This window comes from Pseudoalteromonas sp. EB27, assembly GCF_001974875.1.
Classification (GTDB): Bacteria; Pseudomonadota; Gammaproteobacteria; order Enterobacterales; family Alteromonadaceae; genus Pseudoalteromonas.
Genome location: NZ_MTQD01000010.1, coordinates 133,296 through 159,720, shown reverse-complemented (window position 1 = coordinate 159,720; position 26,425 = coordinate 133,296). Strand labels below are relative to the sequence as shown.

Genomic DNA, 26,425 nt, shown 5'->3' with positions numbered 1-26,425 from the left:
CCGTTTTTATTTGTACAAAAGAAGTCATTCGCTACTCTTCGCTAATGACTTCTTTTGATTCATCATCTTGAGGTGTTAGCTCAACAACGGCTTCGTCAACACGTTGTAAGCCACGCGGTAGTTTATTACCCCTACGCCCTCGTTCACCATGATAATGCTCTAAATCACTTGGTTTAAGTGTTAGTTTACGTTTACCAGCATGAAGCGTAACACTGCTTCCTAGTGGCACTACAGCAAGCACTTTTACAAACTCTTCACGGGCTTGTACTTTAGCACCCGGTATAGAAATGATTTTATTACCTTTACCCTTACCTAATTTTGGTAAGTCTCGCAGCGGGAATAAAAGCATTCGACCTTCGTTAGAAATAGCCATACAGTAGTCGCTAGCAACATCGTTCACTCTAATAGGCGAAAGTAATATTCCACCCTTAGGGACACTTACCAACGCTTTACCATTTTTATTTTTACTAACTAAGTCTTTAAAGTCGCTAATAAAGCCGTAACCTGCATCTGACGCCATAAGCAATACTTGCTCGTCTTCACTCATTACCACGTGCTCAAAATTAGCACCTGGTGTTAAGTTAAAGCGACCTGTCATTGGCTCGCCTTGGCTACGCGCCGAAGGTAGACTGTGTGCATCGGTTGCAAACGCCCGCCCTGCTGAATCTAAAAATACAGCAGGTTGATTACTCTTACCACGAGCCGAGGCTCTAAAGCCATCACCTGAGCGATAATTTAAGCCTTGTACATCTAAGTCATGACCTTTACCAACGCGTGCCCAGCCTTTGTCTGATAGCACAACAGTAACTGACTCTGATGGAATTAAATCTTTTTCGTTAAGTGCTTTTGCTTCTGAGCGCTCAATCACTGGTGAGCGGCGATCGTCACCGTACATTTCAGCGGCTTCTTGAATTTCTTTTTTAAGCAGTGTCGACATACGACGCTCAGAACCCAAAATTTGCGCTAATTTATCACGCTCTTTGGCTAGTTCATCTTGCTCACCACGAATTTTAAACTCTTCAAGTTTTGCTAAATGACGAAGTTTTAATTCTAAAATTGCTTCTGCTTGCGTATCGGTTAAATCAAAGCGCTCCATTAATACAGGCTTTGGTTTATCTTCGCTGCGGATGATTTCAATTACTTCATCAATATTTAAAAAGGCGGCTAATAAACCCTCTAAAATATGTAGGCGCGCTAATACTTTATCTAAACGATACTGCAAACGACGACGCACTGTTTCGCGTCTAAATGTTAGCCACTCACTTAAAATACAGCGTAAGTCTTTAACTTGCGGGCGGCCATCTAGGCCTAACATGTTTAAGTTTACGCGGTAGTTTTTTTCAAGGTCGGTAGTTGCAAATAAATGAGCCATTAATGGCTCAGCTTTAATGCGGTTTGAGCGCGGGATAATTACAATGCGTGTCGGATTTTCGTGATCTGACTCGTCACGTAAATCGGCAATCATTGGTAATTTTTTAGCGTTCATTTGCGCTGCAATTTGCTCAAGCACTTTACCACCAGAACATTGATGCGGCAGTGCTGTAATGACAATATCGCCATGCTCTTCGGTGTAAACCGCACGCATTTTGATAGACCCACGACCGGTTTTATATATTTTATGAATATCGGCTTTTGGGGTAATTATTTCAGCATCTGTTGGGTAATCTGGTGCATGTACAAGCTCAAGTAATTCTTCAAGCTCTGTTTTTGGTTTATCAAGTAATAAACAACATGCGCTAGCCACTTCACGTACGTTATGTGGCGGAATATCAGTTGCCATACCTACGGCAATACCCGTTATACCGTTGAGTAAAATATGCGGTAAACGAGAAGGCAGTACAACAGGTTCATCCATTGTGCCATCAAAGTTTGGTGTCCAGTCGACGGTGCCTTGACCAAGCTCTTTAAGCAGTACTTCTGAAAACTTAGATAAACGCGCTTCGGTATAACGCATTGCTGCAAACGATTTAGGGTCATCTGCCGCACCCCAGTTTCCTTGTCCATCTACCAAAGGGTAGCGGTAAGAAAACGGCTGCGCCATTAATACCATCGCTTCGTAACATGCACTGTCGCCGTGTGGATGGTACTTACCGAGTACGTCACCCACCGTACGGGCTGATTTTTTGTACTTAGCGTTAGCCGACAAACCCAGTTCGCTCATCGCATAAATAATACGACGCTGTACTGGTTTTAAACCATCACCTACATGCGGCAAAGCACGGTCCATAATTACGTACATGGAATAATTTAAATAGGCGTCTTCGGTAAAGCGCCCCATTGTTTGTTGCTCAATTCCTTGCATTAGCAAGGTATCTGTATCACTCATTAAAGCTTACCTAGTTTTTCTTATAGCTTACACGGTAGATTACGTTGGCGTAATCATCGCTTACTAACAGACTGCCGTCACCTAATTCTGCAAATGCAACAGGGCGTCCAAATGTTGTTTCGTCTTTCATAAAGCCAGTAATAAATGGCGTATATTTAGTTACGCGACCTACTTCAATTGTTGCTAGCCCTACTTTATAACCTGACTTTTTAGAACGGTTCCATGAGCCATGTTCAGCAACAAATAATTGCTGCTTATAGCTTGCTGGAAATTGCTTACCGTTATAAAAATGAATACCTAATGGCGCTACATGCGCAGGAAGTGCAAGTGCTGGTGACGTATAATCGGCAATGTTTTTACCTTCACCAAACTCAGGGTCAATAATTGCACCCGCATGAACATACGGAAAACCAAAATGCTCCCCTTCTTGCGTTGCACGATTTAACTCATCAGGCGGAATATCATCGCCCATCATGTCGCGACCGTTATCACTAAACCATAGAGCTTGAGTAGCTGGATGAAAATCAAAACCCACTGTATTTCTCACGCCCTTGGCTATTGTTTTTATTTGTTTTGTTTCTACATTAAGCGCAAAAATACGGCCAAAACGTTCATCTTCAGCACAAATATTACACGGTACACCCACCGGAATGATTAGCTCACCCGTTGGTGCAAAACGCAGAAATTTCCAACCATGATGACGCTCGCTCGGTAGCTTGTTATAGACCACATCAAACTTTGGGTCTTTTAATTGGGTATCAATGTTTTTAAAGCGAATAATACGATGTACTTCGCCTACATATAAATCGCCATCTTTAATTGCTATGCCAGAGGGCATATTAAGGCCTTTAGCCACAACAATTTTTTTATCTGCTACACCATCGCTATTATGATCAATAAGTGCATATACGTTGCCCGCTTTACGAGAACCTACATACACAATCCCTTTTTTTGAAACGGCTATTTGACGTGCATTTTCTACATCGCTCGCAAATAAGCTTATTTCAAATCCCGGTGCTACTGTGAGCTTATCGAGTATATTTTTAGCCATTACAGGAGCGGTAGTCAGCCCAAGTAACAGCAAACTTCCTAGTAGTTTTTTCATTCGCCTCTCCTAGTGTTAAGCACAGGTAATTAAACGAGTGCCTTGTTACCATGATCTTCTAACCATTGACGACGATCAGGCGATCGTTTCTTAGCAAGCAGCATATCCATCATTTCCATGGTTTCTACTTCTTCATCAAGCGTAAGCTGCACTAAACGTCGGGTATTTGGATCCATCGTAGTTTCACGAAGTTGTAACGGGTTCATTTCACCCAGACCTTTGAATCGTTGTACGTTTACTTTACCGCGTTTTTTCTCGGCTTCTATACGTGCCAAAATAGCGGTTTTTTCTTCTTCATCAAGTGCGTAATAAACTTCTTTACCAATATCTATTCTAAATAATGGCGGCATTGCTACATACACATGCCCTGTTTTTACTAACTCTGGAAAATGACGAACAAACAGTGCACATAATAACGTCGCGATGTGTAGCCCATCCGAGTCAGCATCGGCCAATATACAAATTTTATTGTAGCGCAGTCCCGACATATCCGTTGACTCGGGATCAATACCCAATGCCACTGAAATATCGTGCACTTCTTGTGATGCGAGTATTTGGCCTGACTCAACTTCCCACGTATTTAAAATTTTACCACGTAGCGGCATAATTGCCTGAAATTCACGGTCTCGCGCTTGTTTAGCAGAGCCACCAGCAGAATCACCTTCCACTAAAAATAATTCGGTACGGTCGTTATCGGCCGCGCTACAATCTGTTAGTTTACCCGGTAAGGCAGGACCGGCAGTAACACGTTTACGCACTACTTTTTTAGCTGCACGCAAGCGAGTTTGCGCATTTGAAATACATAACTCAGCTAATAATTCTGCGGTATCTGTATGTTCATTTAACCATAAACTAAACGAGTCTTTTACAACCCCCGATACAAACGCAGAACATGAGCGTGATGATAGTTTTTCTTTTGTTTGACCGGCAAATTGAGGGTCTTGCATTTTAACCGACAACACGTAACTACAACGATCCCAAATGTCATCAGGAGTTAATTTCACACCACGAGGGAGTAAGTTTCTAAACTCACAAAATTCACGCATTGCTTCAAGCAAGCCTTGGCGTAAACCATTTACATGCGTACCGCCTTGCGCGGTAGGAATAAGGTTTACGTAGCTTTCAGCTATTGATTCACCACCTTCTGGTAGCCATACAACAGCCCAGTCAGCGCCTTCAATTGAACTTTTAAACTCGCCTACAAATGGGTCTTGCGGTAATGTTTCAAAACCTTTAATTGCTTCAACTAAATAATCTTTTAAGCCTGTTTCGTAAAACCATTCTTGGGTTTCTTTTGTTTGCTTATTAACAAACTTAATTCGCAGTCCTGGACACAAAACTGCTTTGGCTTTTAATAAATGATTAAGTTTGGTAATTGAGTAGTTTGGTGAATCAAAGTAGCTGACATCCGCCCAAAAACGAACCGTAGTGCCGGTGTTACGTTTACCCACTGTACCAATTACATTTAAGTCTTCTACTTTATCGCCGCTTTCAAATGCCATTCTGTATTGTTGAGCATCGCGTCTTACTGTTACTTCTACACGCGTAGATAACGCATTTACTACCGAAATACCTACGCCGTGTAAACCGCCCGAAAACTGATAGTTTTTGTTGGAAAACTTACCACCGGCGTGTAGCTTAGTGAAGATCAATTCAACCCCAGGGATACCTTCTTCTGGGTGAATATCAATAGGCATACCGCGCCCATCATCGCTTACTTCAAGCGAATTGTCTTCGTGGAGTATTACGTCGATACGGGTAGCATGGCCAGCCATAGCTTCATCGACACTGTTGTCGATAACCTCTTGACCTAAATGATTGGGACGTGTTGTATCTGTGTACATCCCTGGGCGTCTTTTTACCGGATCTAATCCATTAAGTACTTCAATGGCTTCGGCGTTATAATTTTGATCACTCATAGTTTTTGTCTTTATATCCGCTAAGGCTCTAATACGTTTTACTAGTTTTATTGTTATATGCGCTAAAGCGTTAATATAGTAACTAACCTTTGTTCAGGTTAACTAGTTTTACGTGATTTTAAGAAAATCTACAATACTTGCAAAGGTGCGTTCAAATTCAACGTAGCTATGATCGCCACCAAATTCTATCAATTGCTTACATTGTGAATAATATTTTACCGCGTGTTGAAAGTTCAACACTTCATCGCCTGTTTGCTGTAATAAGTACAGTAACTCAGGGTGTGCTAATTTATCTACAGCGAGTAATTTAAGTGCCTCAATATGACTGTTATTTAAGTCGTAATGATAATCTTGATACGGATTATAATTAGGCCCAAGTAACGACTGTAATAAATTATAGGGTGCGACCGCGGGATTAATGACCACTGCAGGAATTTGATAACGCTGCGATAAATACGTGGCAAAAAAACCACCTAACGAGCTACCTAATAAAACGGTATTTGGCGTTAGTAATTGCTCAAGCTCAATTATAGCTTGTAGGGGCTCGTGGTTTAAGCTCGGTACACAATAATCAACGTCATAGTTTGCCATAAGCTCACCAAAGCGCACAGCTTTATATGATTTTTGTGAACTATTAAAGCCATGAATATAAATTACGCGTTTAGCCATACCACTTCCGTTTTTACTTCTACTTTATCTTTTTTACTGTTTATATTGATAATTCTGTAAGCTGGGCCCGCATTTTTTTGCTCCCACTGTGAAGTGTGCTTTACAAACTGTATTGAGCTGGCTGGGGTCGCGTATATGGGCAACCCTCTAAAGCTTTGCTGGTAATCATTATGAACATGACCATGGAAAAGCGCAGATGTGTTGTTACTGTTTACTAAAATATTTAAAAGCTGTGGACCATTTTCTAATAAGTGCTTATCAAGGTAGCCATTTATTGGCAGCGGATTATGATGACAAAATATAACCTTACTATTATTAGAGTCTACTAAAACGTCCGTTATTTCATCTAAGTGCGCACCAGTAACCCATCCTGCAGGCGTAGGTCCTTTAGAATTAACTAGAAGTAGCTCAACCCCATTGGCAATAATATGTTTAGCCGGACTTATTTGCCCACCACTTATGCGATTAAGCATCGCGAGTTCATCATGATTACCTGGTACCCAAAATACAGGGCAAGTTATGTCACTGACATTTATAAGTTCACTAAATAGTAAGTACGATTCAAAGCTATGATCTTGCGTTAAATCGCCACCAAAAATAATGCAGTCTATTGGCTGATCAGCAATGTGTGCTAAGGCTTGTTCAAAATGAGCTGCGGTATTTATATCAAAGTATTTACCGCTTTTGTCTGCAAATAAATGGCTGTCAGTAATATGCGCAATGCACAAAGATGATTTATCAAATGTGTACGAACCATCAAACCAAGCCATTATTTACATCCCAATTTAATGTCGCTTGTCCATGCTCTACACAGGCTACTAACCAGTCGTATAAAAAAGCATTAAGTTGATACTTTTCATCTTTTTGATGCATTTTAGGGTTAGGGTAACCATATGATGGTTTTATGCGTTGATGGTAATCGTGATGAATAATCTCTGCCACTTTCGCATCGTGATACAAGCGCACCGTTAAATACAGCGGTGTTATTCCTTTAACCATTCCTGTTAGCTGCTTAATTGAAATATCCATAGTGTATTTTGCGCTGCCATCAATTTTTGTAGCAAATTCACTGTTGCCAAGTTTTACTTCACGAATGCTTCCTAAATTGCGCTCGCTCGGTAATAACTTTAATAGTCGCACATAGTTATGCTCACAAAGTGTTAAATACTTTGGGAGGCTCTGAATATATCGCTTTGTTGCTAATTGTGCTGTCAAAGTACCGCCATAATTTTAGTAAGAGTTTATGCCCATTTGTTTGCCATTTTTTCGCGATTAAGCGCAAGCCACTGCATACAAATAACCGTTGCCGCATTATCCATTTCACCGTTATTGAGGCGCATTAGCGCATCATCAACTGATAAAATGTGAGTTTTTATATCCTCTCCTTCAGTTTCAAGACCATATACACCTGATTTCACTTGGCTTAAGTCAGTACGCGCTAAATATAAATGTAAGCGCTCAGTTGTACCACCGGGGCTTGATAAGTATGAAAGCATAAATTCAAGTTCAGTTAATTCAAGTCCAGCTTCTTCATACGCTTCTTTTTTAACAACTGATTCGTAATCTTTGCTGCCGTCTGTCATTCCGGCTATACATTCTAGCAGCCACGGCGAATGCTTGCTTTTAATAGCGCCAATACGTATTTGCTCAATTAAAAGAACAGTATCTGATATTGGGTCGTAAGGGAGTACTGCAATTGCATCACCACGCTCTAATATTTCGCGGCTAATTATTTTAGATTTTCCACCTGCAAATAGTGCATGTTCAAACTGGTACAAATCAACCTGAAAAAAACCTTTATAGAGGCTTTTTATTAGCTTTAAATTTACATCTTCATGTGTAAATTGAACGAGTTTTTTATCAACCACGTACCTAGCTCCTACTTATCTAAATCTTTAAAATGCGTTAATATATTCTGTTACACTTGAACATACTGTTTTACTAATTATTTTTTTTGTTATGCAGTAAAACAGGTTAACATGCTTTTAGTACAAAAATTGTCTAAGGACCGAACCCCACATGAAAAAGAACATTCTTGCGGCGCTAGTTAGTTTATCATGCGCACTAGGTGCAACAGCAGTGAAAGCTGAAGATTTACTACAAGTTTTTGAAATAGCGACAGCTAACGATCCTACTGTTTTAAAAGCAAAAGCCCAAGCCGATGCACAGTCTTATCAAAGCGATTTGGCGATGAGCACACTACTGCCTCAAATTGGTTTGACTATGAGTTATACAAAAAGCGATGCAACGTCTTATCAAAGCGTTGGCGACTTATCTAACCAAGTGAAAGTTGAAAGTGACACAGACCAATTCTCTCGTGGTGTAAGCTTAAGCCAAACATTATTTGATCTAGGTGCCTGGAACACGTTAGATATTGCCGACAAGCAAGCGCTTCAAGCAAGCGGCCTATACGATGCAGCTAAACAAAACTTAATTGTACGCGTTGCTGAAGGTTATTTTAACGTATTAAGCGCAAGCGATAACCTTGAATTTGTTGAAGCGGAAAAACGTGCAATTGAACGTCAACTTGAGCAAACAAAACAACGTTATGCGGTAGGCTTAACAGCAATTACAGACGTACACGAAGCACAAGCTCAGTTCGATAACTCTGTAGCTCAAGAAATTATTGCAGGTAATGCTGTAGAAACAGCACGCGAGCAACTTCGTGAGATTACAGGTAAATATCACGCAAAATTAGATTTTTTAAATACAGATACTTTCTCAACAACTAGACCAACTAAGCGCTCAAGCGACTTTGTTAAAGTAGCTGAAGATAAAAACATAAACCTACAAGTGTCTAAAGTAACAGTTGATATTGCAAAAGATCAAATTGAATTAGCGAAAGCGGGACATTATCCAAAACTAACTCTAAGTGCAAGTTATGGTGATTCTCTTACAGACAATCAAATAAATGGCGCTAACTTTGATGATCAGCCACGTTCAGACTCAAGCTCTGTTGGGCTTAACTTTAGCGTACCTTTATATTCAGGTGGCGCAACGGTTGCTGCAACAAATCAGGCCCGTGCGTTTTACGTAGGTGCTAGCCAAGACTATGAAACAAATTACCGCGCAGTAACTCGCACAGTGATTACATCATATAATCAAGTTGTTTCAGACATCGCTACTTATAAAGCGCTAGAGCAAGCCGTTGTTTCAGCTCAAAGTGCGCTTAAAGCAACTGAAGCCGGTTTTGAAGTAGGTACGCGTACAATTGTTGACGTACTAGTAAGTACGCAAAATTTATACGATGCAAAGCGTAACCTTGCTGATGTACGTTACCGTTATGTGCTATCTACCCTTCGCTTAAAGCAAGCTGCGGGTACATTAACAAGTGAAGATTTAGTGGCTATAAACCAAGGTTTAAAAGCCGCTTAAATCGCATAATTCATGTAGTTAAAAACATTGGAAGCCAGCTAAATGCTGGCTTTTTGTATTTTACAGCGCTTAGCGTTAAACTATCGTTTTTATTCTCAGAGATATTTTTGTGGTCACCTCATCTCCTTTTAAAGCATCTTTTTTAGGCCCTCGATACTGGTTAACGTGGATTGGCGTTCTATTTTTATATTTAATTTCTTGGTTACCGCAAAAACTACAATTGGCAATGGGTAAACAGCTTGGTCGCTTAGTTCATAAATTTATGAAACGCCGTCGCCATATTGCAGAAGTTAACATTAAATTATGTTTTCCTGATATGAGCGCAGCAGGTCAAAAAGACCTTGTGCTCAAAAATATGGAAAACACCGGTATTGCAATGGTTGAGACTGGCATGGCCTGGTGGTGGCCGCAGTGGCGAGCACAAAAAGCATTAGGGTCTTTTAAAGGGCTTGAGCACTTTGAACGTGTTCAAGCGTCTGGCAAAGGTGTTTTATTGCTTGTACCTCATATTCTGCATCTTGAAATGGCTAGCCGAATTATGGGCTTAGAGTGTCAGGGTGTTGGCTTTTATCGCCCTCATAACAACCCTCTAATGGAATACTTTACGACTAATGGCCGCCTTCGCTCTAACGAATACCTAATTGGCCGAAAAGATGTAAAAGGCTTACTAAAAGCATTAAAGAATAAAAAGGTATGCTATTACTTACCCGATCAAGATTACGGCCGTAACCGATGTGAATTTGTTCCATTTTACGCAGTCCCTGACGCGGCAACGACAACCGGTACTCTTACGTTTGCTGGTAGTAAAAACTGCGAAACAATGAGCTTAATAACTCGCCGAGATGAAAATGGTAAATATCACTTGGAAATAATACCAGAGCTTGAAAACTTCCCTAGTGGTGATGATAAGGCTGATGTAACGCGTGTGAATCAACGAATGGAACAATCTGTTAATGCCGCACCAGAGCAGTATATGTGGCTACACCGTCGCTTTAAAACTCGACCTGATAAAAATACCCCTTCTTTTTATAAAAAGTAATGGTATAACAATAATAGGAACAAATAAGGTGGGTAATAACCATGTGGTTTTGGATTAGACATTTATCATTTGCAGCCGTGCTAATAGCACTCGCCGTATACTTTTTAGTGGGTGATGGTTCTGTATTTGATATTAAAAAATCTAAAAATGCAGCCGCCGAAGGATTATCACGTTTTTACTCCTCCATTCGTAACCAAGTAAAAAGTGATACAGAACGAGATCAATTTGTTTTAAAGCTTAAAACACCAGAACAAACCTTAGATAGAGTATTGGCTGAACGTGCGCGAACAGTTGACCCGATGCCGACTAATTGGACTGGAGAAGTTGAGCCTAGGCGCTTCGAAAATGGCACAACACTTAAAGACGTACTCAATCAGTACGCTAAAAATGAAGGCATTGAACTTTACTGGTATTTAAGTAAAGACTACGTAGTTAAAGATCATTTTAGAGTAGACAGCAACTTTACTTCAGCACTTTATCAAATTGGTCGTGCTATAAATGACGACTTTGAGCATGAGGTTTATACTTACTTTTGCCATAAACAACGGGCAGCGGTTATTACAGAGTTACCGTCAGAATTTGTACGTACAAACTGTTTAAAACTAAAGGTTTAAAGGTTTACTCGCACAAAAAACCCAAGCAAGCGCTTGGGTTTACAGTTCAACTTAACTCAAAAATACTATTCCAAATATTCGTCACGTTAGTAATATCTTGCAAGAAAGCTTCTCGCGAGATCAACTTGCCTTTTTGATCCAAGCTCAACACGTGATAACACGAGCGATAATCAATATACGCTTTAATCAACTGCTGCTTTTGCTCTTTAGTAATACAGCCTATATTTGCTGCATCCGTTAATATTCTTACGTTATCTGAGTAAACTGTAAGCTGTTCAAACTCATTGGCGTGTTTAAGTACTAAATATTGCGTAATAAACTCAATATCAGCCATACCACCAACATCTTGTTTTAAATCAAATTGCTCAGTATTTCCTTTCGCTAAATGGTCGCGCATTTTTTCGCGCATTTTTATTACATCTGCTTTTAAGACTGTATGATCGCGCTGTTGGCAAAGTATATTTTTACGAATTTGTGAAAAACGATCTATGAGATCGTTTTGGCCCAAAATCAACCGTGCCCGCACAAGTGCTTGATGTTCCCACGTCCATGCTTGAGTTTGCTGATAGTGATTAAAGCTCTCTAGATTGATAGCCAGTAAACCTGATGCACCTTCAGGGCGTAATCGCGTATCAAGCTCATACAAAATACCCGATGCAGTACGAGTATTAAATAAATGCATTAAGCGCTGAGCGAGTTTTAAATAAAACTGGCGAGAATCTATCGGTTTTTCACCATTAGTTTGGCTTGAGCCATCATGATTATGCACAAACACCAAATCTAAATCTGAGTCATACCCCACTTCCAAGCCGCCCGTTTTACCATATGCAATAACAGCAAAGCCTTTGTTTTCATCATCAGTGCCAGGTGGCATACCAAAGCGCTTAACAGTGTTATGCCATGCAATATTAACAGCTTGATCAACAATCGCCTCAGCGAGTACCGTTAAGTGATCGCTTACTTTCATTACATCGAGAACACCGGTTGCATCTGCAGCTGCAATTCGTAATTGATGCGTTTGCTTAAATTGCCTAAGCGACTCCATTTGCAGTTCTAAATCGTCATGCTCTATTCGTAAAAAATACTGTCTTATTTCATCTTTATAAGCCGTTAATGGTGTCGGTTTATAAAGAACCGCTGGATCTATTAGCTCATCAAGTAATATAGGGTAGCGAGAAATATGCTCACCTATCCATTTGCTATGACAACAAAGTAAAACGAGTTGCTTTAACGCACCTTGGTTTTCGTACAGTAATTCTAAATAAGCAGTGCGTGAAATTATTTTATTAAAAATTTGGCAAACCATCGTAAAAGCAGCTTCGCTGGCATTAAAGTCATTTAACTGACTTAATAAAACAGGCATTAATTTATCAAGGGTGTCGCGCCCTCGGTTACCGATGTTTACCTTAGACAGCCTTAATTTAAAATCGTTAAGGGGAGTTTGCCATTCATCTCTAGCCTCTTTTAAAAACCCCACATCACCATGATCCCAAGCACTAATAAATGCGCCTTCACAAGTATCAAGTGGTGCGGTTTCCTCGCCTATGACCAGTGCAAACTCACCGTTAACTTGCTTCATCACTTTTTCAATAGTGCTTAAAGTAGCAGCAAAATCCGCTTGTTCTAATAATAAATTTAAGCGCTGCTGATTCAATTCATCATCAGGAAGTGTTTGCGTTTGTTGATCATCAAATATTTGTAAGTACTGCTCAACTTTTCGCAAATAAAGATAATTGCGCTTAAGCTCACTTGCTTCTTGCTCATCTATAACTTGGCTAAGTGCCAACTCATTTAATGCTTTAAGTAATGATTGAGTTTGTAAATTAGCCTCTCGGCCACCTCGTACCATTTGCAGGGCTTGCACTATAAATTCAACTTCACGAATACCACCAGCGCCTAATTTTATATTATTAGTTAAGCGTTTACGGCGAACCTCTTGTGCGATCATTAACTTCATTTTACGCAAAGATTCAATTACCGAAAAATCAATATACCGGCGATAAACAAACGGCTTTAAAAGCTTAATAAATTCATCCCAATATTTATTAGGGGTGCCAATTAGGCGCCCTTTTAACATTGCGTAGCGTTCCCAGTCGCGCCCTTGCTCCTGATAGTAATCTTCAATAGCATTAAAGCTCATAACCAAAGGGCCACTTTCGCCAAACGGGCGTAGGCGCATATCAACTCTAAATACCTGCCCGTCACCGGTGGCTTGGTTAAGTGATGCAATGAGCTTTTGTGCAACTTTGGTATAAAATACTTGGGCCTCAAGGCTTCTACGACCACCTTGGGTTTTTGTACTGCGTGGATATGCAAAAATGAGATCAATATCAGAGGAGTAATTTAGCTCTTGCCCGCCGAGCTTCCCCATCCCTAAAACCATTAATGGCATTGCTTGGCTTTGCTCATCAAGCGGCTCACCATTTACTTTTGCCACCTGTGCATGCGCCCATTGGTTAGCGCTATCAATTAGCATATCAGCCAGTTGGCTTATGTAATTAATGCTATCGGCAATAGGGTTATTACAACATAAATCTAAAAAGGCGACTTTAAGCCAGTATTTTTCGCGGTACTTTCGTAAGATTTGATTACACTTAGCATCGTCAATGTCACTAAGTTCAATGCTATCAAAGGGAGAGGTAATATGCCTGTTTTGAATTTCATCTTTGCACAGCAGCCAGTCTTTTAACGTTGGTTGTGATTCTAAACAGCGCCAGGCAAAGTCGCTCAAGGCGAGTAATCGTATAACTTCGCTTTCATTACTTTGCTGTGGATATAATTGTTCGAAGCGCTCTAAGCCAAGTTTTTGTAATTGAATAGGAAGTTGCTTTACGTTACTCATCAATCCTCTCTTTTATATCATCAATAACCGTACTAGAATGACTAAAACCTAGAAAGGTTCACTTAATTAGGATCACCATGTCATATTTGTCTTTATCTAACACTAGTTTTATTGCGATTGCTATTAGTTTTGCGGTTATTTGTATAACTATTTTTAGTTTACGAGTTGTCACTCAAATCAAAGCAAAACAAGCGCTTAAAGATGAACTTGCGCAGCACGATAACTTTGCCATGGGTATTAGCTTCGCATCTGAAATATCAGTTGTAATAGCCACTATGGCCTTCTTATTTGATGAAATAAGCATAAGCACCGCGCAATCCAATCCATTAAAAGTTTTGGTCATTATTATTTTATTATTTACATTTATTAAGGTAGGTCACTTAATTCATCGTAAATGGATATTGCATAGGTTTAATGAAGAAGCTGCAATATTAAAGCAAAATGTATGTGCTGCACTGGTGGATTCGGGCATGTTAATCGCCAACTGTATTATTGCACTAGGTTTATACACGTGGACACATACCCAAGGGTTTAGTAACTTACTTATTGCTTGCGTTAGCTTTTTTACACTTCAGGGAATGTTTGCACTGGATAGTAAAATACGAGAATATCGTTTTGCCAAAGCAAACCAAGGCGCTTCGCTACAAAGTAACTTCAACTTAGAAAACACCTCTATAGGTATAAGATATGCTGGAAAATCAATCGGTTTAGCATTATCTGTGTACGCTGGTTTATCTAGCGCAGCATTTCAAAACGGTAAAATGGTAGAAAACATATTTACACTCGTTATGCATTGCGGTGTAATGTGGATACTACTCTACAGCTTAACGTATGTGATAAAAGTTATCTCTTTACCAAATATTGATACAGCTCTTGAAATAGACCATCAAGATAATATTGGCGTAGCATGTATAGAGTTTGCTGTTTTTTGTGCTATAGGTTATTTACTTATTAGCATGTTTTCTCTTTAGACCTTTTTACTAAAAATACAGCAATTAAAACGTCTGCATTTAAGTAATAATGGTAATTACTTAAATGTAACAAGGCCCGAGCTCTATGCCACTTGAAGCTACTAACTATTTGTTAATTGACATAGACAACGAATTTAGCCGTGCATTTGCCGAATTCTATGTTAATAATGGCAAAACCAAAGCGAGTACGCTTATTGCAGCAGGCAATAATACCCGTCAGTTAGTAAAAATGATGTTTGACGAGCTTATTAAAGACTATAGTTATTGCGATCTTGAGAACGAAATCAGCGTTTCTGAATTAATTAACTATCTAAAAGAGCATCACGATTTACACGGAGTACTTTTTAATAATACCGATTACTTACTCGCAAGTGATAAACAACGCTTTATTTATAACTCCTTACATGAAAAACGCTTTTTAATAAACCTTGATGATACAGGCTATACACTAAGCCAGGTTACTGACGAAACATTAACCGAACCTTCGCAAAATCACCATGATATAGCACACACACCACAAGATTTAATAGATCTCGCCGAGCAACTTAATAAAAATAAATAATTGCGCACAGCTCCCAGCTTACTTACCATAGCAGTATATATTTTTATGCTAAGTAGTAAGTGACGCACTATGCGAGTTCCTCATATTTATCAAACATCGAGTATTGCCCTAAACACCCCTGTAACCTTAGATGAGGATGCTGCAGGGCATATTGGCAGAGTGCTGCGCATGAAAGTAGGCGAGCATGTATCTATTTTTAATGGCGAAGGCGGCGAATACCTTAGTGAAATAATTGAAGTAACAAAAAAAACAGTCGTCGTAATGCCATTAGAGCTTAATCCCCACGATGTAGAATCTCCGCTTAAAATTCATTTAGGCCAGTGTGTATCCCGTGGTGATAAAATGGACTTTACAATTCAAAAGTCAGTTGAACTGGGCATTACCGAAATCACCCCACTTTTTAGTCAGCGCTGTGGCGTGAAACTAATGGGCGATCGCCTTGAGAAAAAACACCAACAATGGCAAAAAATTGCAATTGCAGCGGCAGAGCAATCTGGGCGTAATTTTGTACCAATCGTTCATCCTCCTGTAGATTTAAAACAATGGCTTGCACAACAAACCAATGCAATTAAGCTCACTCTTCACCCTCGTGCTGAGCACAGCATTAAAACCATTACGGTACCTAAAGATGGCGTACGCTTTTTAGTCGGCCCAGAAGGCGGCTTTACCGACGATGAAATGGCACTAACTAAACAACTAGAATTTGTAGATATTCGCTTAGGCCCGCGCGTTTTACGAACGGAAACAGCCGCTTTAACGGTCTTAAGTGCATTACAACTTCAATTTGGCGATTTAGCTAATTGAAATAACTAAAAGCACCCTCATATAAACAGTAACATTTATAGTAAGGCACAGCGCATGGCAATTAAGTTAGGTATTATTTCAGATCCTATTAGTGGATTTAACATCAAAAAAGACACCGGTTTTGCAATGATGATGCAAGCGCAAGAACGCGGCTACGAAATTTATTATATGGAGATGGATGATTTATCTCTTCGTAAAGGTAAGTCGTACGCTACAGCGTCTAAAGCGCAAGTGTTTAATAATGCAGAAAAATGGTACGAGCTTGAAGAAAAAGCCACTATAGCGCTTGCCGATCTTGATGTGATTTTAATGCGTAAAGATCCTCCTTTTGATACTGAATACATTTACGCGACTTATATTTTAGAACGTGCAGAGCAAGAAGGTACGTTAATAATTAACAAGCCACAAAGCCTTCGCGATGCTAACGAAAAGCTATTTACAGCATGGTTTAGCGAACATACACCAGATACCCTGGTTACACGCAGTCAAAAACAAATTCGTGAGTTTTTAGCCGAGCATAAAGACATTATTTTAAAACCCCTTGATGGCATGGGCGGCGCATCTATCTTCCGCCTTAGAGAAGACGATGCCAACATTGGTGTAATTTGTGAAACGCTAACCGAGCACGGCAGCCGCTTTGCTATGGTGCAAAATTACATCCCAGAGATCAAACAAGGCGACAAGCGCGTATTGGTTATTGATGGCGAGGTTATTCCGTATTGTTTAGCGCGTATTCCACAAAATGGTGAGACACGCGGTAATTTAGCTGTTGGCGGTCGAGGCGAAGCGCGCCCACTTAGTGAATCTGATTTAAAAATTGCGCAAGCAGTTGCGCCAACGCTTAAAGAAAAAGGCTTAATATTTGTAGGTTTAGATATTATTGGCGATAAATTAACTGAAATTAACGTAACTGCACCAACGTGCGTGCGCGAAATTGAAGCTGCTTATGATATCTCTATTACAGGTATTTTGTTTGATGCAATTGAAAGAAAGTTAGATAAATAAGCATCTATCTGTCGTTATTAAAAGCACTTTCGTGTCATGAATTTTAATATAGTTGTTAACTATTAATCTTTAAACCGTATGAGAGTGCTTTTTTAATTTTAAAAACAAAGGTATGTGCCATACTCAAAGTTCATTAACTAAAAAGGGTGAAGTCTATGCAATCATTAGAAAATCATTTTTTAATCGCGATGCCGTCGATGCAAGACCCTTTTTTTAAACGTGCTGTTACCTATATTTGTGAGCACAATGAAGATGGGGCTATGGGCTTGGTAATAAACCAACCTATTGATGTTACTGTTGGCGAACTTTTAGATAAAATAGAAATTGATAACGACAAAACTCAAAACGCAGCAAAAGTAAGTGTATTTGCAGGCGGACCCGTTAAAACTGACCGTGGTTTTGTACTGCACTCTCCTCAACCGGGTTATTCAGCAAGTCAAAAGCTCAGTAGCGATATTATGATCACTACCTCAAAAGACGTTTTAGCAAGCTTAACCACAGCACAAGCACCTGAGCAATTTATTATTACACTGGGTTATTCAGGGTGGGAGCAAGGACAACTCGAACAAGAGTTACTTGATAACAGCTGGTTGATCATAGAAGCAGATCCAAAGATCATTTTTAATACCCCCGTTGAAAAACGGTGGGAAAAAGCAGTTTCAATGTTGGGCTTTGATATTAGCCAACTCAGCCTTGAAGCTGGTCACGCATAACTACTTAAAATTTAAACAAGATACACATGACAAAAAAATCGCTTAAGCCGCAAGGCGAACGCACTGTAATGGGCTTTGACTTTGGCACCAAAAGTATTGGTATTGCTATTGGGCAAGAGCTAACAGGCAGCGCGTCTAGCCTTAAGGCTGTAAAAGCACAAGATGGTATTCCTAATTGGGACCATATTGCTGTGCAAGTGGCCGAATGGCAGCCTGACTTAATGGTTGTTGGCTTACCACTAAATATGGATGGAACGTCACAAGAGGTTACCTTTAAAGCAAAAAAGTTTGCCAACAGATTGCATAATCATTATGGCATTCCTGTGCAAACACAAGACGAGCGTTTAACGACCGCTGATGCTAAAGCGCGACTTTTTGAAAGTGGCGGCTATAAAAACTTAGGCAAAGGTAACGTAGATAATATGTCTGCGGTTATTATTTTAGAAAGTTTTTTTGAGTCTAGTTACGGTGAATAAGCCTGCTATATAAACAACTCGTTATATACAAAAAAAGCGCCAATTGGCGCTTTTTTTGTATTAATACTTTGTCTTGTCCTGAAATGTGTTTACACATTTAGGACTTATTCTATGAAAACCACTAAAACTAAAGACGTTAAGCGTACTCAACGCGATTATACATTAGGCTTTAAATTATCCATTGTTGAGCAAGTAGAAAAAGGCGACTTCACGTATAAACAAGCGCAAAGTCATTACGGTATTCAAGGTCGTAGTACCGTTCTGGTCTGGCTGCGAAAACATGGTAAATTAGATTGGTCTAAACCAACTTATATAGCCAACATGCCTAAATCGAAAGAAACCCCTGCACAAAAAATTAAACGTTTAGAGCTTGAGATAGAAGACTTACGCCTAAAGGATTTAATCAAAGATGAAATGATTAATATAATGGATGAAGAATACGGAGCGGGCTTGCGAAAAAAGTACATATCCGAGCTATCACGCGCGCAAAAGAAAAACAGCAAGTAAAGCTTACTTCGTTATGCCGTGCATATGGCATAACGCGACAAGGTTACTATCAAGCTATGCGCAGAATAGATGCTCGGAATAAAGCGTTAGAGCCCGTCAAGGAATTAGTGATGTATTGGAGGCAATTCATGCCTCGTATTGGTGGGAAGAAACTTTATCTGATGATCAAACCAGAGCTGCAAGAGCGTGGTATTAAACTAGGCCGTGATTGTTTTTTTAATTATTTGAGAGAGCATGACTTTCTTGTAAAACCAAAGAAAAATTACACTAAAACAACAAACAGTAACCATTGGATGCGCAAGCATCCTAATTTACTAAAAGAGTACAAACCGACTGCGGCCGAGGTAGTCTTCGTTAGTGACATTACCTACGTTAAGTCAGCGCAAGACGTGCATTACCTGTCGTTAGTCACTGATGCTTATAGTCGAAAAATAATGGGTTATGAGCTCAGTGATGAAATGAAAGCAACCGATGTAGTCAAAGCGTTAGAGATGACGATTAAGCAACGCGTGTATAAACGTGATGCCATTCATCATTCAGATAGAGGTTTACAATATTGCTCTGAAGTATATCAAAATGCGCTATTAAAAGAGGGAATTAGGCCATCTATGACCGATGGATATGACTGCTATCAAAACGCATTAGCTGAGCGTATTAACGGGATATTAAAACAAGAGTTTCTACTGTATAAATGTCGCAATATGGCAGAATTAAAACAGCTCGTTGAAGAATCGATATTTATATACAATGAAATGCGACCGCACTTGAGTTTGGATATGAAAACACCAAATCAAGTGCATAAAAAAGACCTTGCGCTTTCGCACCAAGTCTTTCATTAAAACCGTCAACCTATTTCAGGATGGGACACTTAATAGAAAATTCGTTGGTTTATTGATCGCTATTTTTATCGTCAAGGCCATCAATAGTAACGCCTTGTAAAAAGCCCGCACCTTGCTGTTCGTTATTGCGCAGTTTAATCATTAAGCGTAAATCATTCGGCGAATCAGCATGATGCAGTGCATCGGCGTAATTAATTCGCTGCTGTCTGTATAACTCAAATAGCGCTTGGTCAAAGGTTTGCATGCCCATCTCTTTCGATTTAGCCATTGCCTCTTTAATACCACCAATATCACCGTTTTTAATCAGTTCAGCAACCATTGGTGAGTTAAGCAATATTTCAATAGCTGCAACACGACTTTCACCATCAGCAGTCGGTACTAATTGCTGAGCTACAATGGCGCGTAAGTTAAGTGCTAAATCGTACTTAAGCTTATCGTGTTTTTCTTTGGGGACTAAATGCATAATACGGTCAATTGCTTGGTTGGCATTATTAGCATGCAGTGTTGCAACACACAGGTGACCTGTTTCGGCAAAGCTTAGTGCGTATTCCATAGTTTCTTGAGAGCGAATTTCACCAATCAAAATTACATCGGGCGCTTGGCGCAATGAGCTTTTAAGTGCTGACTCAAAGCTTTCAGTATCAAGCCCTACTTCGCGTTGAGTAATAATGCTTTTACGATGCTCATGAACAAATTCAATCGGATCTTCAATAGTCAGTATATGACCACGTTGGTTACGGTTTCTGTAGCCAATAAGTGCAGCTAGAGAGGTTGATTTACCAGTACCAGTACCACCGACAAACAATACTAGGCCACGCTTAGACATAATTACATCGGTAAGAATTGAAGGTAGGCCTAGCTCACTCACATCAGGTATTTGCGTCACAATACGGCGAATAACCATACCTGCTTTATCGCGTTGCCAAAAAGCAGAAATACGGAAACGTCCTTCGTCGGTGGCAATCGCAAAGTTACATTCTTTTGTTGTATGAAACTCTGCTTTTTGTTTTTCGCTCATTGCAGATTCAACTAGCTCAAGCGATTGCTCATCAGTAAGCCTATCATCGCTTAGAGCTATTAACTCACCGTTTATTTTTGCGCTTACAGGTAGCTGACTCGATACAAATAAGTCAGATCCTTTTTTCTCAATCATGATAAGTAAAAAGTCGTTTAAAGATAAAGCCATAATAGTTTCTTACCCACCAAATTGTGTTTTGTCTTGTGCTTTTTCTTTCGCTGCAGCATTTGTAACAATGCCGTGATTAACTAAATTAGTTAAACATTGATCCATTGTTTGCATGCCTACAGACGCACCTGTTTGAATAGACGAGTACATTTGTGCAATTTTATCTTCACGAATCAAGTTACGAATAGCAGGTACTGCAATCATAATTTCGTGTGCCGCAACTCGCCCGCCGCCAATCTTTTTAAGCAGTGTTTGCGAGATAACAGCACGCAAAGATTCAGATAACATTGAACGTACCATTGACTTTTCCTCACCTGGGAATACATCGATAATACGGTCAATGGTTTTTGGTGCAGACGTAGTATGTAGCGTGCCAAACACTAAGTGGCCTGTTTCGGCTGCAGTCATTGCAAGACGAATTGTTTCTAAATCACGTAACTCACCAACTAATATTACATCGGGATCTTCACGCAGTGCACTACGTAGCGCGTTTGAAAAGCTATGTGTATCGCGATGTACTTCACGTTGATTAATAAGGCTTAATTTATTATCGTGAACAAACTCGATTGGATCTTCGATTGTTAGAATATGGTGATGTTTATTTTGATTTATATAATCGACCATAGCGGCAAGTGTTGTTGATTTACCAGAGCCCGTTGGGCCTGTCACTAACACGAGTCCACGTGGGGTATCGGAGATTGTTTTAAAAATATCTGGCGCACCTAAATCATCAAGCGTTAACACTTCACTTGGTATGGTACGAAATACCGCAGCAGGGCCGCGATTAGAGTTAAATGCATTCACACGAAAACGTGCTAAATTAGGCACTTCAAACGAAAAATCCACTTCGAGATTTTGTTCGTAGTCCTTGCGTTGATTATCGTTCATAATATCGTAAACCAGACTGTTTACGTCTTTATCTGCAAGGGCTGGTATATTAATGCGGCGAACATCACCGTCTACGCGTATCATAGGTGAAACACCCGATGATAAATGTAAATCGGATGCTTTGTGTTGCACACTAAACGCTAATAATTCGGTAATATCCATTTATGACTCCACAACTAACTGATAAATATATGGTTACAATAGCAGAACGACTCACATCCGCCTACGCTAGAATTGCAGATGCGGCAAAAAACGCACAGCGAAACACTAACGAAGTTACTTTACTGGCAGTGTCTAAAACTAAACCAAGCGAAGATGTTATTGCAGCTTATGAGCATGGCCAGCGCGAATTTGGTGAATCTTATGTTCAAGAGGCTATAGATAAAATAGCTCAACTACAGTCATATAGCGATATCATTTGGCATTTCATTGGACCTATTCAATCAAATAAAAGTGCTTTAGTGGCTGCCAACTTTGATTGGGTGCAAAGTGTTGATCGTATAAAAATAGCCAAACGATTAGATTCCCAGCGCCCAGACGATAAATCGCCTCTTAATATACTTATTCAAGTAAATATAAGCGAAGAAGAAGCCAAATCGGGTTGTAGTGTTGGGCAAATTTCTGAACTTGCCGATTTTATTAACCAATGTAAGCACTTAACACTTCGCGGTTTAATGGCAATTCCGGCTAAAAGTGACGATCTGGATACGCAAATTCAATCTTTTGAGCAATTACAAACTTGCTTTGATAAACTAAAGACCCAATATCCTCAAGTAGATACTTTGTCGATGGGTATGAGCGGTGATGTTGAAGCTGCCATTAGTGCAGGTTCAACCATGGTAAGAGTCGGCACAGACATTTTTGGAACACGAACTTAAAAGGTGATAACAGATTTATGTCAGATAAAAAAATCGCATTTATAGGCACAGGTAATATGAGCTACGCCATTATTGGTGGCATGGTAAAAAACGGTTTTAACGCAAGTAACATTATTGCGACTAACCGCAACCAAGAAAAGCTTGCAAAGGTAGCAGCCGATTTCAAGGTGCAAACCACCAGTGACAATAACGAAGCCCTGCGCGATGCTGATGTAATTGTTTTGTCTGTTAAACCACAAATGATGGGCGATTTATGTAAATCGTTTCAAGATTCGGGCGTAGATTTTAGCGACAAACTGTTCATTTCGGTTGCTGCGGGCTTAACTGTAAAACGCCTTCGCGAAATGCTAGGTCAAGACGTTAAAATGGTACGCTGTATGCCAAACACACCGTCTTTATTAGGCCGTGGTGTATCAGGTTTATATGGTGCGGGCGAAACACAAAGCGAACACGAGTTTGTACAACAAGTTTTTGAATGCACTGGCATTGTTGTATGGGTTGAAAAAGAATCTCAAATTAACGACATTATTGCTGTGACTGGCTCTTCGCCTGCTTACTTTTTCTTATTTATGGAAGCCATAGAAGAAAAAGCCAAAGCGCTGGGCTTTAATGATGAAGACGCTCGTCGCCTGGTACAACAAACAGCCCTTGGCGCCGCCGAAATGGCACTTAGCCAACCTGATATTACTATTTCGCAACTACGTTCAAACGTAACATCTAAAGGCGGTACGACTCACGCAGCTGTTGAGCACTTAAAAGATGAAGGCTTAACTAAAACCGTTGGCGATGCAATGGATGCGTGTATTGCGCGTGCGATGCAAATGGAAAAAGAACTTTAAAACCACTTTTTTATTGAAGGTTACACTATGAATGCCATGCAATTTTTGATCAGTACCCTGTTTGATTTGTTTTTAATGGTGGTATTACTGCGCTTTTGGCTGCAGTGGGCAAAAGCCGACTTCTATAATCCAATGAGCCAGTTTGTGGTTAAAGCCACGTCGTTTGCGGTAAAACCACTGCGTAAAATCATTCCGGGGTTTGGCGGACTTGATTTAGCATCTTTGTTGCTGGCATTTATAGTGGCTGTAGCCAAAATTAGTACTTTAATGCTTGTTATATATAATGCGTGGGCAATACAGCCTGTACTTATTCAAGCACTTATAACGGTACTAAAAGAAGGCCTTAACTTAGTTTTTTGGGTACTTATTATTCGCGCTATTTTAAGTTGGGTTAGCCAAGGTTATAACCCTATAGAAGCGGTTTTCCATCAGCTTACTGAACCAATGCTAAAACCAATTCGTAAAATATTACCATCAATGGGTGGCTTAGATTTATCAGTTTTAGTGCTTATTATTGGTATTCAGTTTTTGCAAATGTTGCTTATGGACTTTTTAGTCTAAGCACTTAATTTTTGAGTAAAAGAGGCCCAAAGGCCTCTTTTTTATATGTTTTGAGGAATACATAATGAACCGTTTAATTAAGTTTTGTTTTATTGCTTGTTTAGCATTTGCATTTAACGCGCAAAGCGAAGAAATGCAAGGCGCACAATACAAAGAGCTTGGCCCTTGGCAAGTGCATTACATCGCTTTTCCTTCTACTTTTATTCAGCCAAAAATAGCGAAAGCGTATGGCCTTGAGCGAAGCGGATACAAAGGCATTTTGAATATTTCTGTTTTAAAAAATGATGCCGAAAACACAGCCCAAACGGCAAAGCTTACAGGCACAGCTAAAAATCTACTTGGCAACAAGCAAACGCTTACTTTTAAAGAAGTAAAAGAAGGTGAGTCAATTTATTACCTTGCCCAAGTTGATTACACCAACGAAGAGATTTTACGCTTTGAGATTGAAATACAACAAAGTAATCAATTTCAAAAATTACAGTTTCAGCAAAAATTTTACGTAGATTAATAACATGACCAAAACTTTAGTACTTGCTACAGGTAACCCTGGCAAAGTAAAAGAGCTAGCTAACATGCTAAGCTCTCTGAATATTAATGTAGTTCCACAGAGCGATTTTAATGTAAGTGAAGTTGCCGAAACCGGCACTACCTTTGTTGAAAATGCCATTATTAAAGCGCGCCATGCCGCTAAAATTACAGGCATGGCAGCAATTGCCGATGACTCTGGTTTAGAGGTTGATGGCTTAAATGGCGCACCCGGTGTTTACTCAGCCCGTTTTGCAGGCCCAAGTGCCAGCGATCAAGATAACATTGATAAGTTACTCGTTGATTTGGGTAATAACCCTATCCGTAGTGCTCGTTTTTGGTGTGTACTGGTATTAATGCGCCACGCAGATGACCCTACTCCACTTATTTGTAGTGCAAGTTGGGAAGGCGAAATTACGCTCACTCAAAATGGCAACGGTGGCTTTGGTTACGATCCGGTGTTTTTTGTAGCAGAACAAAGTTGTACGAGTGCTGAGCTTACAAAAGAGCAAAAAAATGCAGTGAGTCATCGCGGACAAGCGCTACAAAAATTATTGCTAGAGCTAAAGCAAAAAGGCGGCCTGTGAACCTTCCACCACTGAGCTTATATGTGCACGTGCCTTGGTGCGTGCAAAAATGCCCGTACTGCGATTTTAATAGCCACGGACAAAAAGGTGAAATACCTGAAGCTGAATATGTTCAGCATTTAATTGATGATTTAAAAGCTGATTTGCACTTAGTGCAAGGGCGTAAAATTCACAGCATTTTTATTGGTGGCGGCACTCCAAGCTTATTAACTGGTACAGCTTACACCCGCTTACTAAAAGAAGTCGATAGCCTAATTGGACTTGAAGACAACTGCGAAATTACCCTTGAAGCCAACCCTGGCACAGTAGAAACAGGTCGTTTTAAAGATTACGTAAAAGCAGGTATTAACCGTATTTCTATTGGCGTGCAAAGCATGCAAAACGACAAGTTAAAAGCACTTGGTCGGATTCATGGCAGCGACGAGGCTAATTATGCTGCGCAGCAAGCTAAAGAAGCCGGTTTAAACAGCTTTAACCTTGATTTAATGCACGGCTTACCGGGGCAAACACTTGACGATGCACTGAGTGATTTAAAGCAAATAATAGCGCTAGATCCTCCGCATATATCTTGGTATCAACTAACTATTGAACCTAATACTCAGTTTGCATCAAAACCTCCCACCTTGCCACAAGACGAAACACTGTGGGACATTCAAGAGCAAGGGGTCGAGTTACTAGCTCAAGCAGGTTACATACAATACGAAATATCAGGCTATGCAAAACCAGGCTATCAGTGCCAACATAACTTGAATTATTGGCGTTTTGGCGATTATCTCGGTATTGGCTGCGGCGCGCATGGTAAGGTTACTGATGCAAATACAGGGCTTATTACGCGTACCGAAAAGGTTAAACACCCACGCGGCTATATGGATTTAATTAAACCGTATATGTACAAAAGCTGGCATGTAGAGCAAGACGATTTAGCGTTTGAATTTTTTATGAATCGCTTTCGCCTTGTTGAGCCTTGCCCAATTAATGATTTTAATAAATTAACAACACTGCCACTGCAAAGTCAGCAAAGTGCATTAAACCAAGCAATTAATAAAGGTTTATTGACTCAAACAGGCAGTCATTGGCAGGTAAGCTTAAAAGGTCATCGCTTTTTAAATGACCTGCTAGAATTATTTGTGTAACGCCCAGCGCTACACAAAAAATAAATATAAAACACCCTAATGGGTTTCTAACAACAAAAGGG

At 39.9% G+C, this 26,425-nt stretch carries 26 protein-coding genes; 16 read left to right on the top strand and 10 right to left on the bottom strand.

Features of this window, described 5'->3' with window-relative positions:
- Positions 1-31: 31 nt before the first annotated feature.
- The 7 genes from parC to BW142_RS12715 all read right to left on the bottom strand — a co-directional run bounded on the left by parC (position 32) and on the right by BW142_RS12715 (position 7,887).
- The gene (gene parC / locus BW142_RS12745) at positions 32-2,326 is read right to left on the bottom strand and encodes a DNA topoisomerase IV subunit A (RefSeq protein ID WP_076925086.1); all 2,295 of its coding nucleotides are present in this window, start codon (positions 2,324-2,326) and stop codon (positions 32-34) included.
- Between the two features lie 10 nt (positions 2,327-2,336).
- Positions 2,337-3,431 (bottom strand): PQQ-dependent sugar dehydrogenase, encoded by a 1,095-nt coding sequence (locus BW142_RS12740; protein WP_024598879.1) that lies wholly within the window; start codon positions 3,429-3,431, stop codon positions 2,337-2,339.
- Between the two features lie 29 nt (positions 3,432-3,460).
- Positions 3,461-5,350 (bottom strand): DNA topoisomerase IV subunit B, encoded by a 1,890-nt coding sequence (gene parE, locus BW142_RS12735; protein WP_024598880.1) that lies wholly within the window; start codon positions 5,348-5,350, stop codon positions 3,461-3,463.
- Positions 5,351-5,458: 108 nt separating this feature from the next.
- A complete protein-coding gene (locus BW142_RS12730; RefSeq protein WP_024598881.1) occupies positions 5,459-6,019 on the bottom strand; it encodes a YqiA/YcfP family alpha/beta fold hydrolase in 561 nt (186 codons plus the stop codon).
- Positions 6,004-6,789 (bottom strand): metallophosphoesterase, encoded by a 786-nt coding sequence (locus BW142_RS12725; RefSeq protein WP_076925085.1) that lies wholly within the window; start codon positions 6,787-6,789, stop codon positions 6,004-6,006. Before BW142_RS12725 ends, BW142_RS12730 begins: the two co-directional genes overlap by 16 nt.
- Positions 6,776-7,234, bottom strand: a complete 459-nt coding sequence (locus BW142_RS12720) for a DUF1249 domain-containing protein (protein ID WP_076925084.1) — start codon at positions 7,232-7,234, stop codon at positions 6,776-6,778. The genes BW142_RS12725 and BW142_RS12720 overlap by 14 nt, the downstream gene beginning before the upstream one ends.
- Positions 7,235-7,260: 26 nt before the next feature.
- Positions 7,261-7,887 carry an NUDIX domain-containing protein gene (locus BW142_RS12715; protein ID WP_076925083.1) on the bottom strand — a complete coding sequence of 209 codons (627 nt, stop codon included), beginning with the start codon at positions 7,885-7,887 and terminating at the stop codon, positions 7,261-7,263.
- 151 nt (positions 7,888-8,038) lie between these two features.
- Between BW142_RS12715 and tolC the strand changes: the two genes are divergently transcribed.
- The 3 genes from tolC to BW142_RS12700 all read left to right on the top strand — a co-directional run bounded on the left by tolC (position 8,039) and on the right by BW142_RS12700 (position 11,047).
- Positions 8,039-9,394, top strand: a complete 1,356-nt coding sequence (gene tolC, locus BW142_RS12710) for an outer membrane channel protein TolC (RefSeq protein ID WP_076925082.1) — start codon at positions 8,039-8,041, stop codon at positions 9,392-9,394.
- Positions 9,395-9,503: 109 nt separating this feature from the next.
- Complete coding sequence (lpxL, locus tag BW142_RS12705) at positions 9,504-10,433, top strand: LpxL/LpxP family Kdo(2)-lipid IV(A) lauroyl/palmitoleoyl acyltransferase (RefSeq protein ID WP_076925081.1); 930 nt, start codon at positions 9,504-9,506, stop codon at positions 10,431-10,433.
- Between the two features lie 41 nt (positions 10,434-10,474).
- Positions 10,475-11,047, top strand: coding sequence for a toxin co-regulated pilus biosynthesis Q family protein (locus tag BW142_RS12700; protein WP_024598887.1), 573 nt, complete (start codon positions 10,475-10,477; stop codon positions 11,045-11,047).
- A gap of 46 nt (positions 11,048-11,093) precedes the next feature.
- On the opposite strand, the gene glnE is transcribed toward BW142_RS12700, so the two are convergent.
- Positions 11,094-13,889, bottom strand: a complete 2,796-nt coding sequence (gene glnE, locus BW142_RS12695) for a bifunctional [glutamate--ammonia ligase]-adenylyl-L-tyrosine phosphorylase/[glutamate--ammonia-ligase] adenylyltransferase (RefSeq protein WP_076925080.1) — start codon at positions 13,887-13,889, stop codon at positions 11,094-11,096.
- 77 nt (positions 13,890-13,966) lie between these two features.
- Here glnE and BW142_RS12690 point away from each other — a divergent pair, with 77 nt between their 5' ends.
- From BW142_RS12690 to BW142_RS20540, 7 genes are all read left to right on the top strand, one after another.
- Positions 13,967-14,860: a hypothetical protein gene (locus BW142_RS12690; RefSeq protein WP_024596224.1), complete on the top strand. Its 894-nt coding sequence runs from the start codon at positions 13,967-13,969 to the stop codon at positions 14,858-14,860.
- Between the two features lie 85 nt (positions 14,861-14,945).
- On the top strand, positions 14,946-15,422 hold the full coding sequence (locus BW142_RS12685) for a hypothetical protein (protein WP_024598889.1): 477 nt from the start codon (positions 14,946-14,948) through the stop codon (positions 15,420-15,422).
- A gap of 69 nt (positions 15,423-15,491) precedes the next feature.
- The gene (gene rsmE / locus BW142_RS12680; RefSeq protein ID WP_076925079.1) at positions 15,492-16,226 is read left to right on the top strand and encodes a 16S rRNA (uracil(1498)-N(3))-methyltransferase; all 735 of its coding nucleotides are present in this window, start codon (positions 15,492-15,494) and stop codon (positions 16,224-16,226) included.
- 54 nt (positions 16,227-16,280) lie between these two features.
- The gene (gshB, locus tag BW142_RS12675) at positions 16,281-17,231 is read left to right on the top strand and encodes a glutathione synthase (protein WP_007585399.1); all 951 of its coding nucleotides are present in this window, start codon (positions 16,281-16,283) and stop codon (positions 17,229-17,231) included.
- A gap of 155 nt (positions 17,232-17,386) precedes the next feature.
- Positions 17,387-17,944 (top strand): YqgE/AlgH family protein, encoded by a 558-nt coding sequence (locus BW142_RS12670; RefSeq protein ID WP_024598891.1) that lies wholly within the window; start codon positions 17,387-17,389, stop codon positions 17,942-17,944.
- A gap of 26 nt (positions 17,945-17,970) precedes the next feature.
- Positions 17,971-18,420, top strand: a complete 450-nt coding sequence (gene ruvX, locus BW142_RS12665) for a Holliday junction resolvase RuvX (protein ID WP_002961947.1) — start codon at positions 17,971-17,973, stop codon at positions 18,418-18,420.
- Between the two features lie 111 nt (positions 18,421-18,531).
- Positions 18,532-19,766 (top strand): IS3 family transposase gene (locus BW142_RS20540; protein ID WP_143475937.1). Its coding sequence is split into 2 segments (ribosomal slippage): positions 18,532-18,883 and positions 18,883-19,766, totalling 1,236 coding nucleotides; the frame shifts between segments, so codons are not numbered across the junction.
- 49 nt (positions 19,767-19,815) lie between these two features.
- On the opposite strand, the gene BW142_RS12650 is transcribed toward BW142_RS20540, so the two are convergent.
- Both BW142_RS12650 and BW142_RS12645 read right to left on the bottom strand, forming a co-directional pair.
- Positions 19,816-20,952, bottom strand: coding sequence for a PilT/PilU family type 4a pilus ATPase (locus BW142_RS12650; protein WP_076925076.1), 1,137 nt, complete (start codon positions 20,950-20,952; stop codon positions 19,816-19,818).
- Between the two features lie 9 nt (positions 20,953-20,961).
- Positions 20,962-22,002, bottom strand: coding sequence for a type IV pilus twitching motility protein PilT (locus BW142_RS12645; RefSeq protein ID WP_007585408.1), 1,041 nt, complete (start codon positions 22,000-22,002; stop codon positions 20,962-20,964).
- Between the two features lie 2 nt (positions 22,003-22,004).
- Between BW142_RS12645 and BW142_RS12640 the strand changes: the two genes are divergently transcribed.
- The 6 genes from BW142_RS12640 to hemW all read left to right on the top strand — a co-directional run bounded on the left by BW142_RS12640 (position 22,005) and on the right by hemW (position 26,363).
- Positions 22,005-22,718, top strand: coding sequence for a YggS family pyridoxal phosphate-dependent enzyme (locus BW142_RS12640; RefSeq protein WP_024598893.1), 714 nt, complete (start codon positions 22,005-22,007; stop codon positions 22,716-22,718).
- 17 nt (positions 22,719-22,735) lie between these two features.
- Positions 22,736-23,557 carry a pyrroline-5-carboxylate reductase gene (proC, locus tag BW142_RS12635; RefSeq protein WP_024596216.1) on the top strand — a complete coding sequence of 274 codons (822 nt, stop codon included), beginning with the start codon at positions 22,736-22,738 and terminating at the stop codon, positions 23,555-23,557.
- A gap of 27 nt (positions 23,558-23,584) precedes the next feature.
- A complete protein-coding gene (locus tag BW142_RS12630) occupies positions 23,585-24,118 on the top strand; it encodes a YggT family protein (protein ID WP_002962568.1) in 534 nt (177 codons plus the stop codon).
- A 64-nt stretch (positions 24,119-24,182) separates the two neighbouring features.
- Positions 24,183-24,626 (top strand): DUF4426 domain-containing protein, encoded by a 444-nt coding sequence (locus BW142_RS12625; protein ID WP_076925075.1) that lies wholly within the window; start codon positions 24,183-24,185, stop codon positions 24,624-24,626.
- A gap of 4 nt (positions 24,627-24,630) precedes the next feature.
- Entirely contained in the window at positions 24,631-25,230 is a 600-nt protein-coding gene (gene rdgB / locus BW142_RS12620; RefSeq protein ID WP_076925074.1) for an RdgB/HAM1 family non-canonical purine NTP pyrophosphatase, read from the top strand.
- Positions 25,227-26,363, top strand: coding sequence for a radical SAM family heme chaperone HemW (gene hemW, locus BW142_RS12615; protein WP_024598896.1), 1,137 nt, complete (start codon positions 25,227-25,229; stop codon positions 26,361-26,363). Before rdgB ends, hemW begins: the two co-directional genes overlap by 4 nt.
- Positions 26,364-26,425 lie beyond the last annotated feature (62 nt).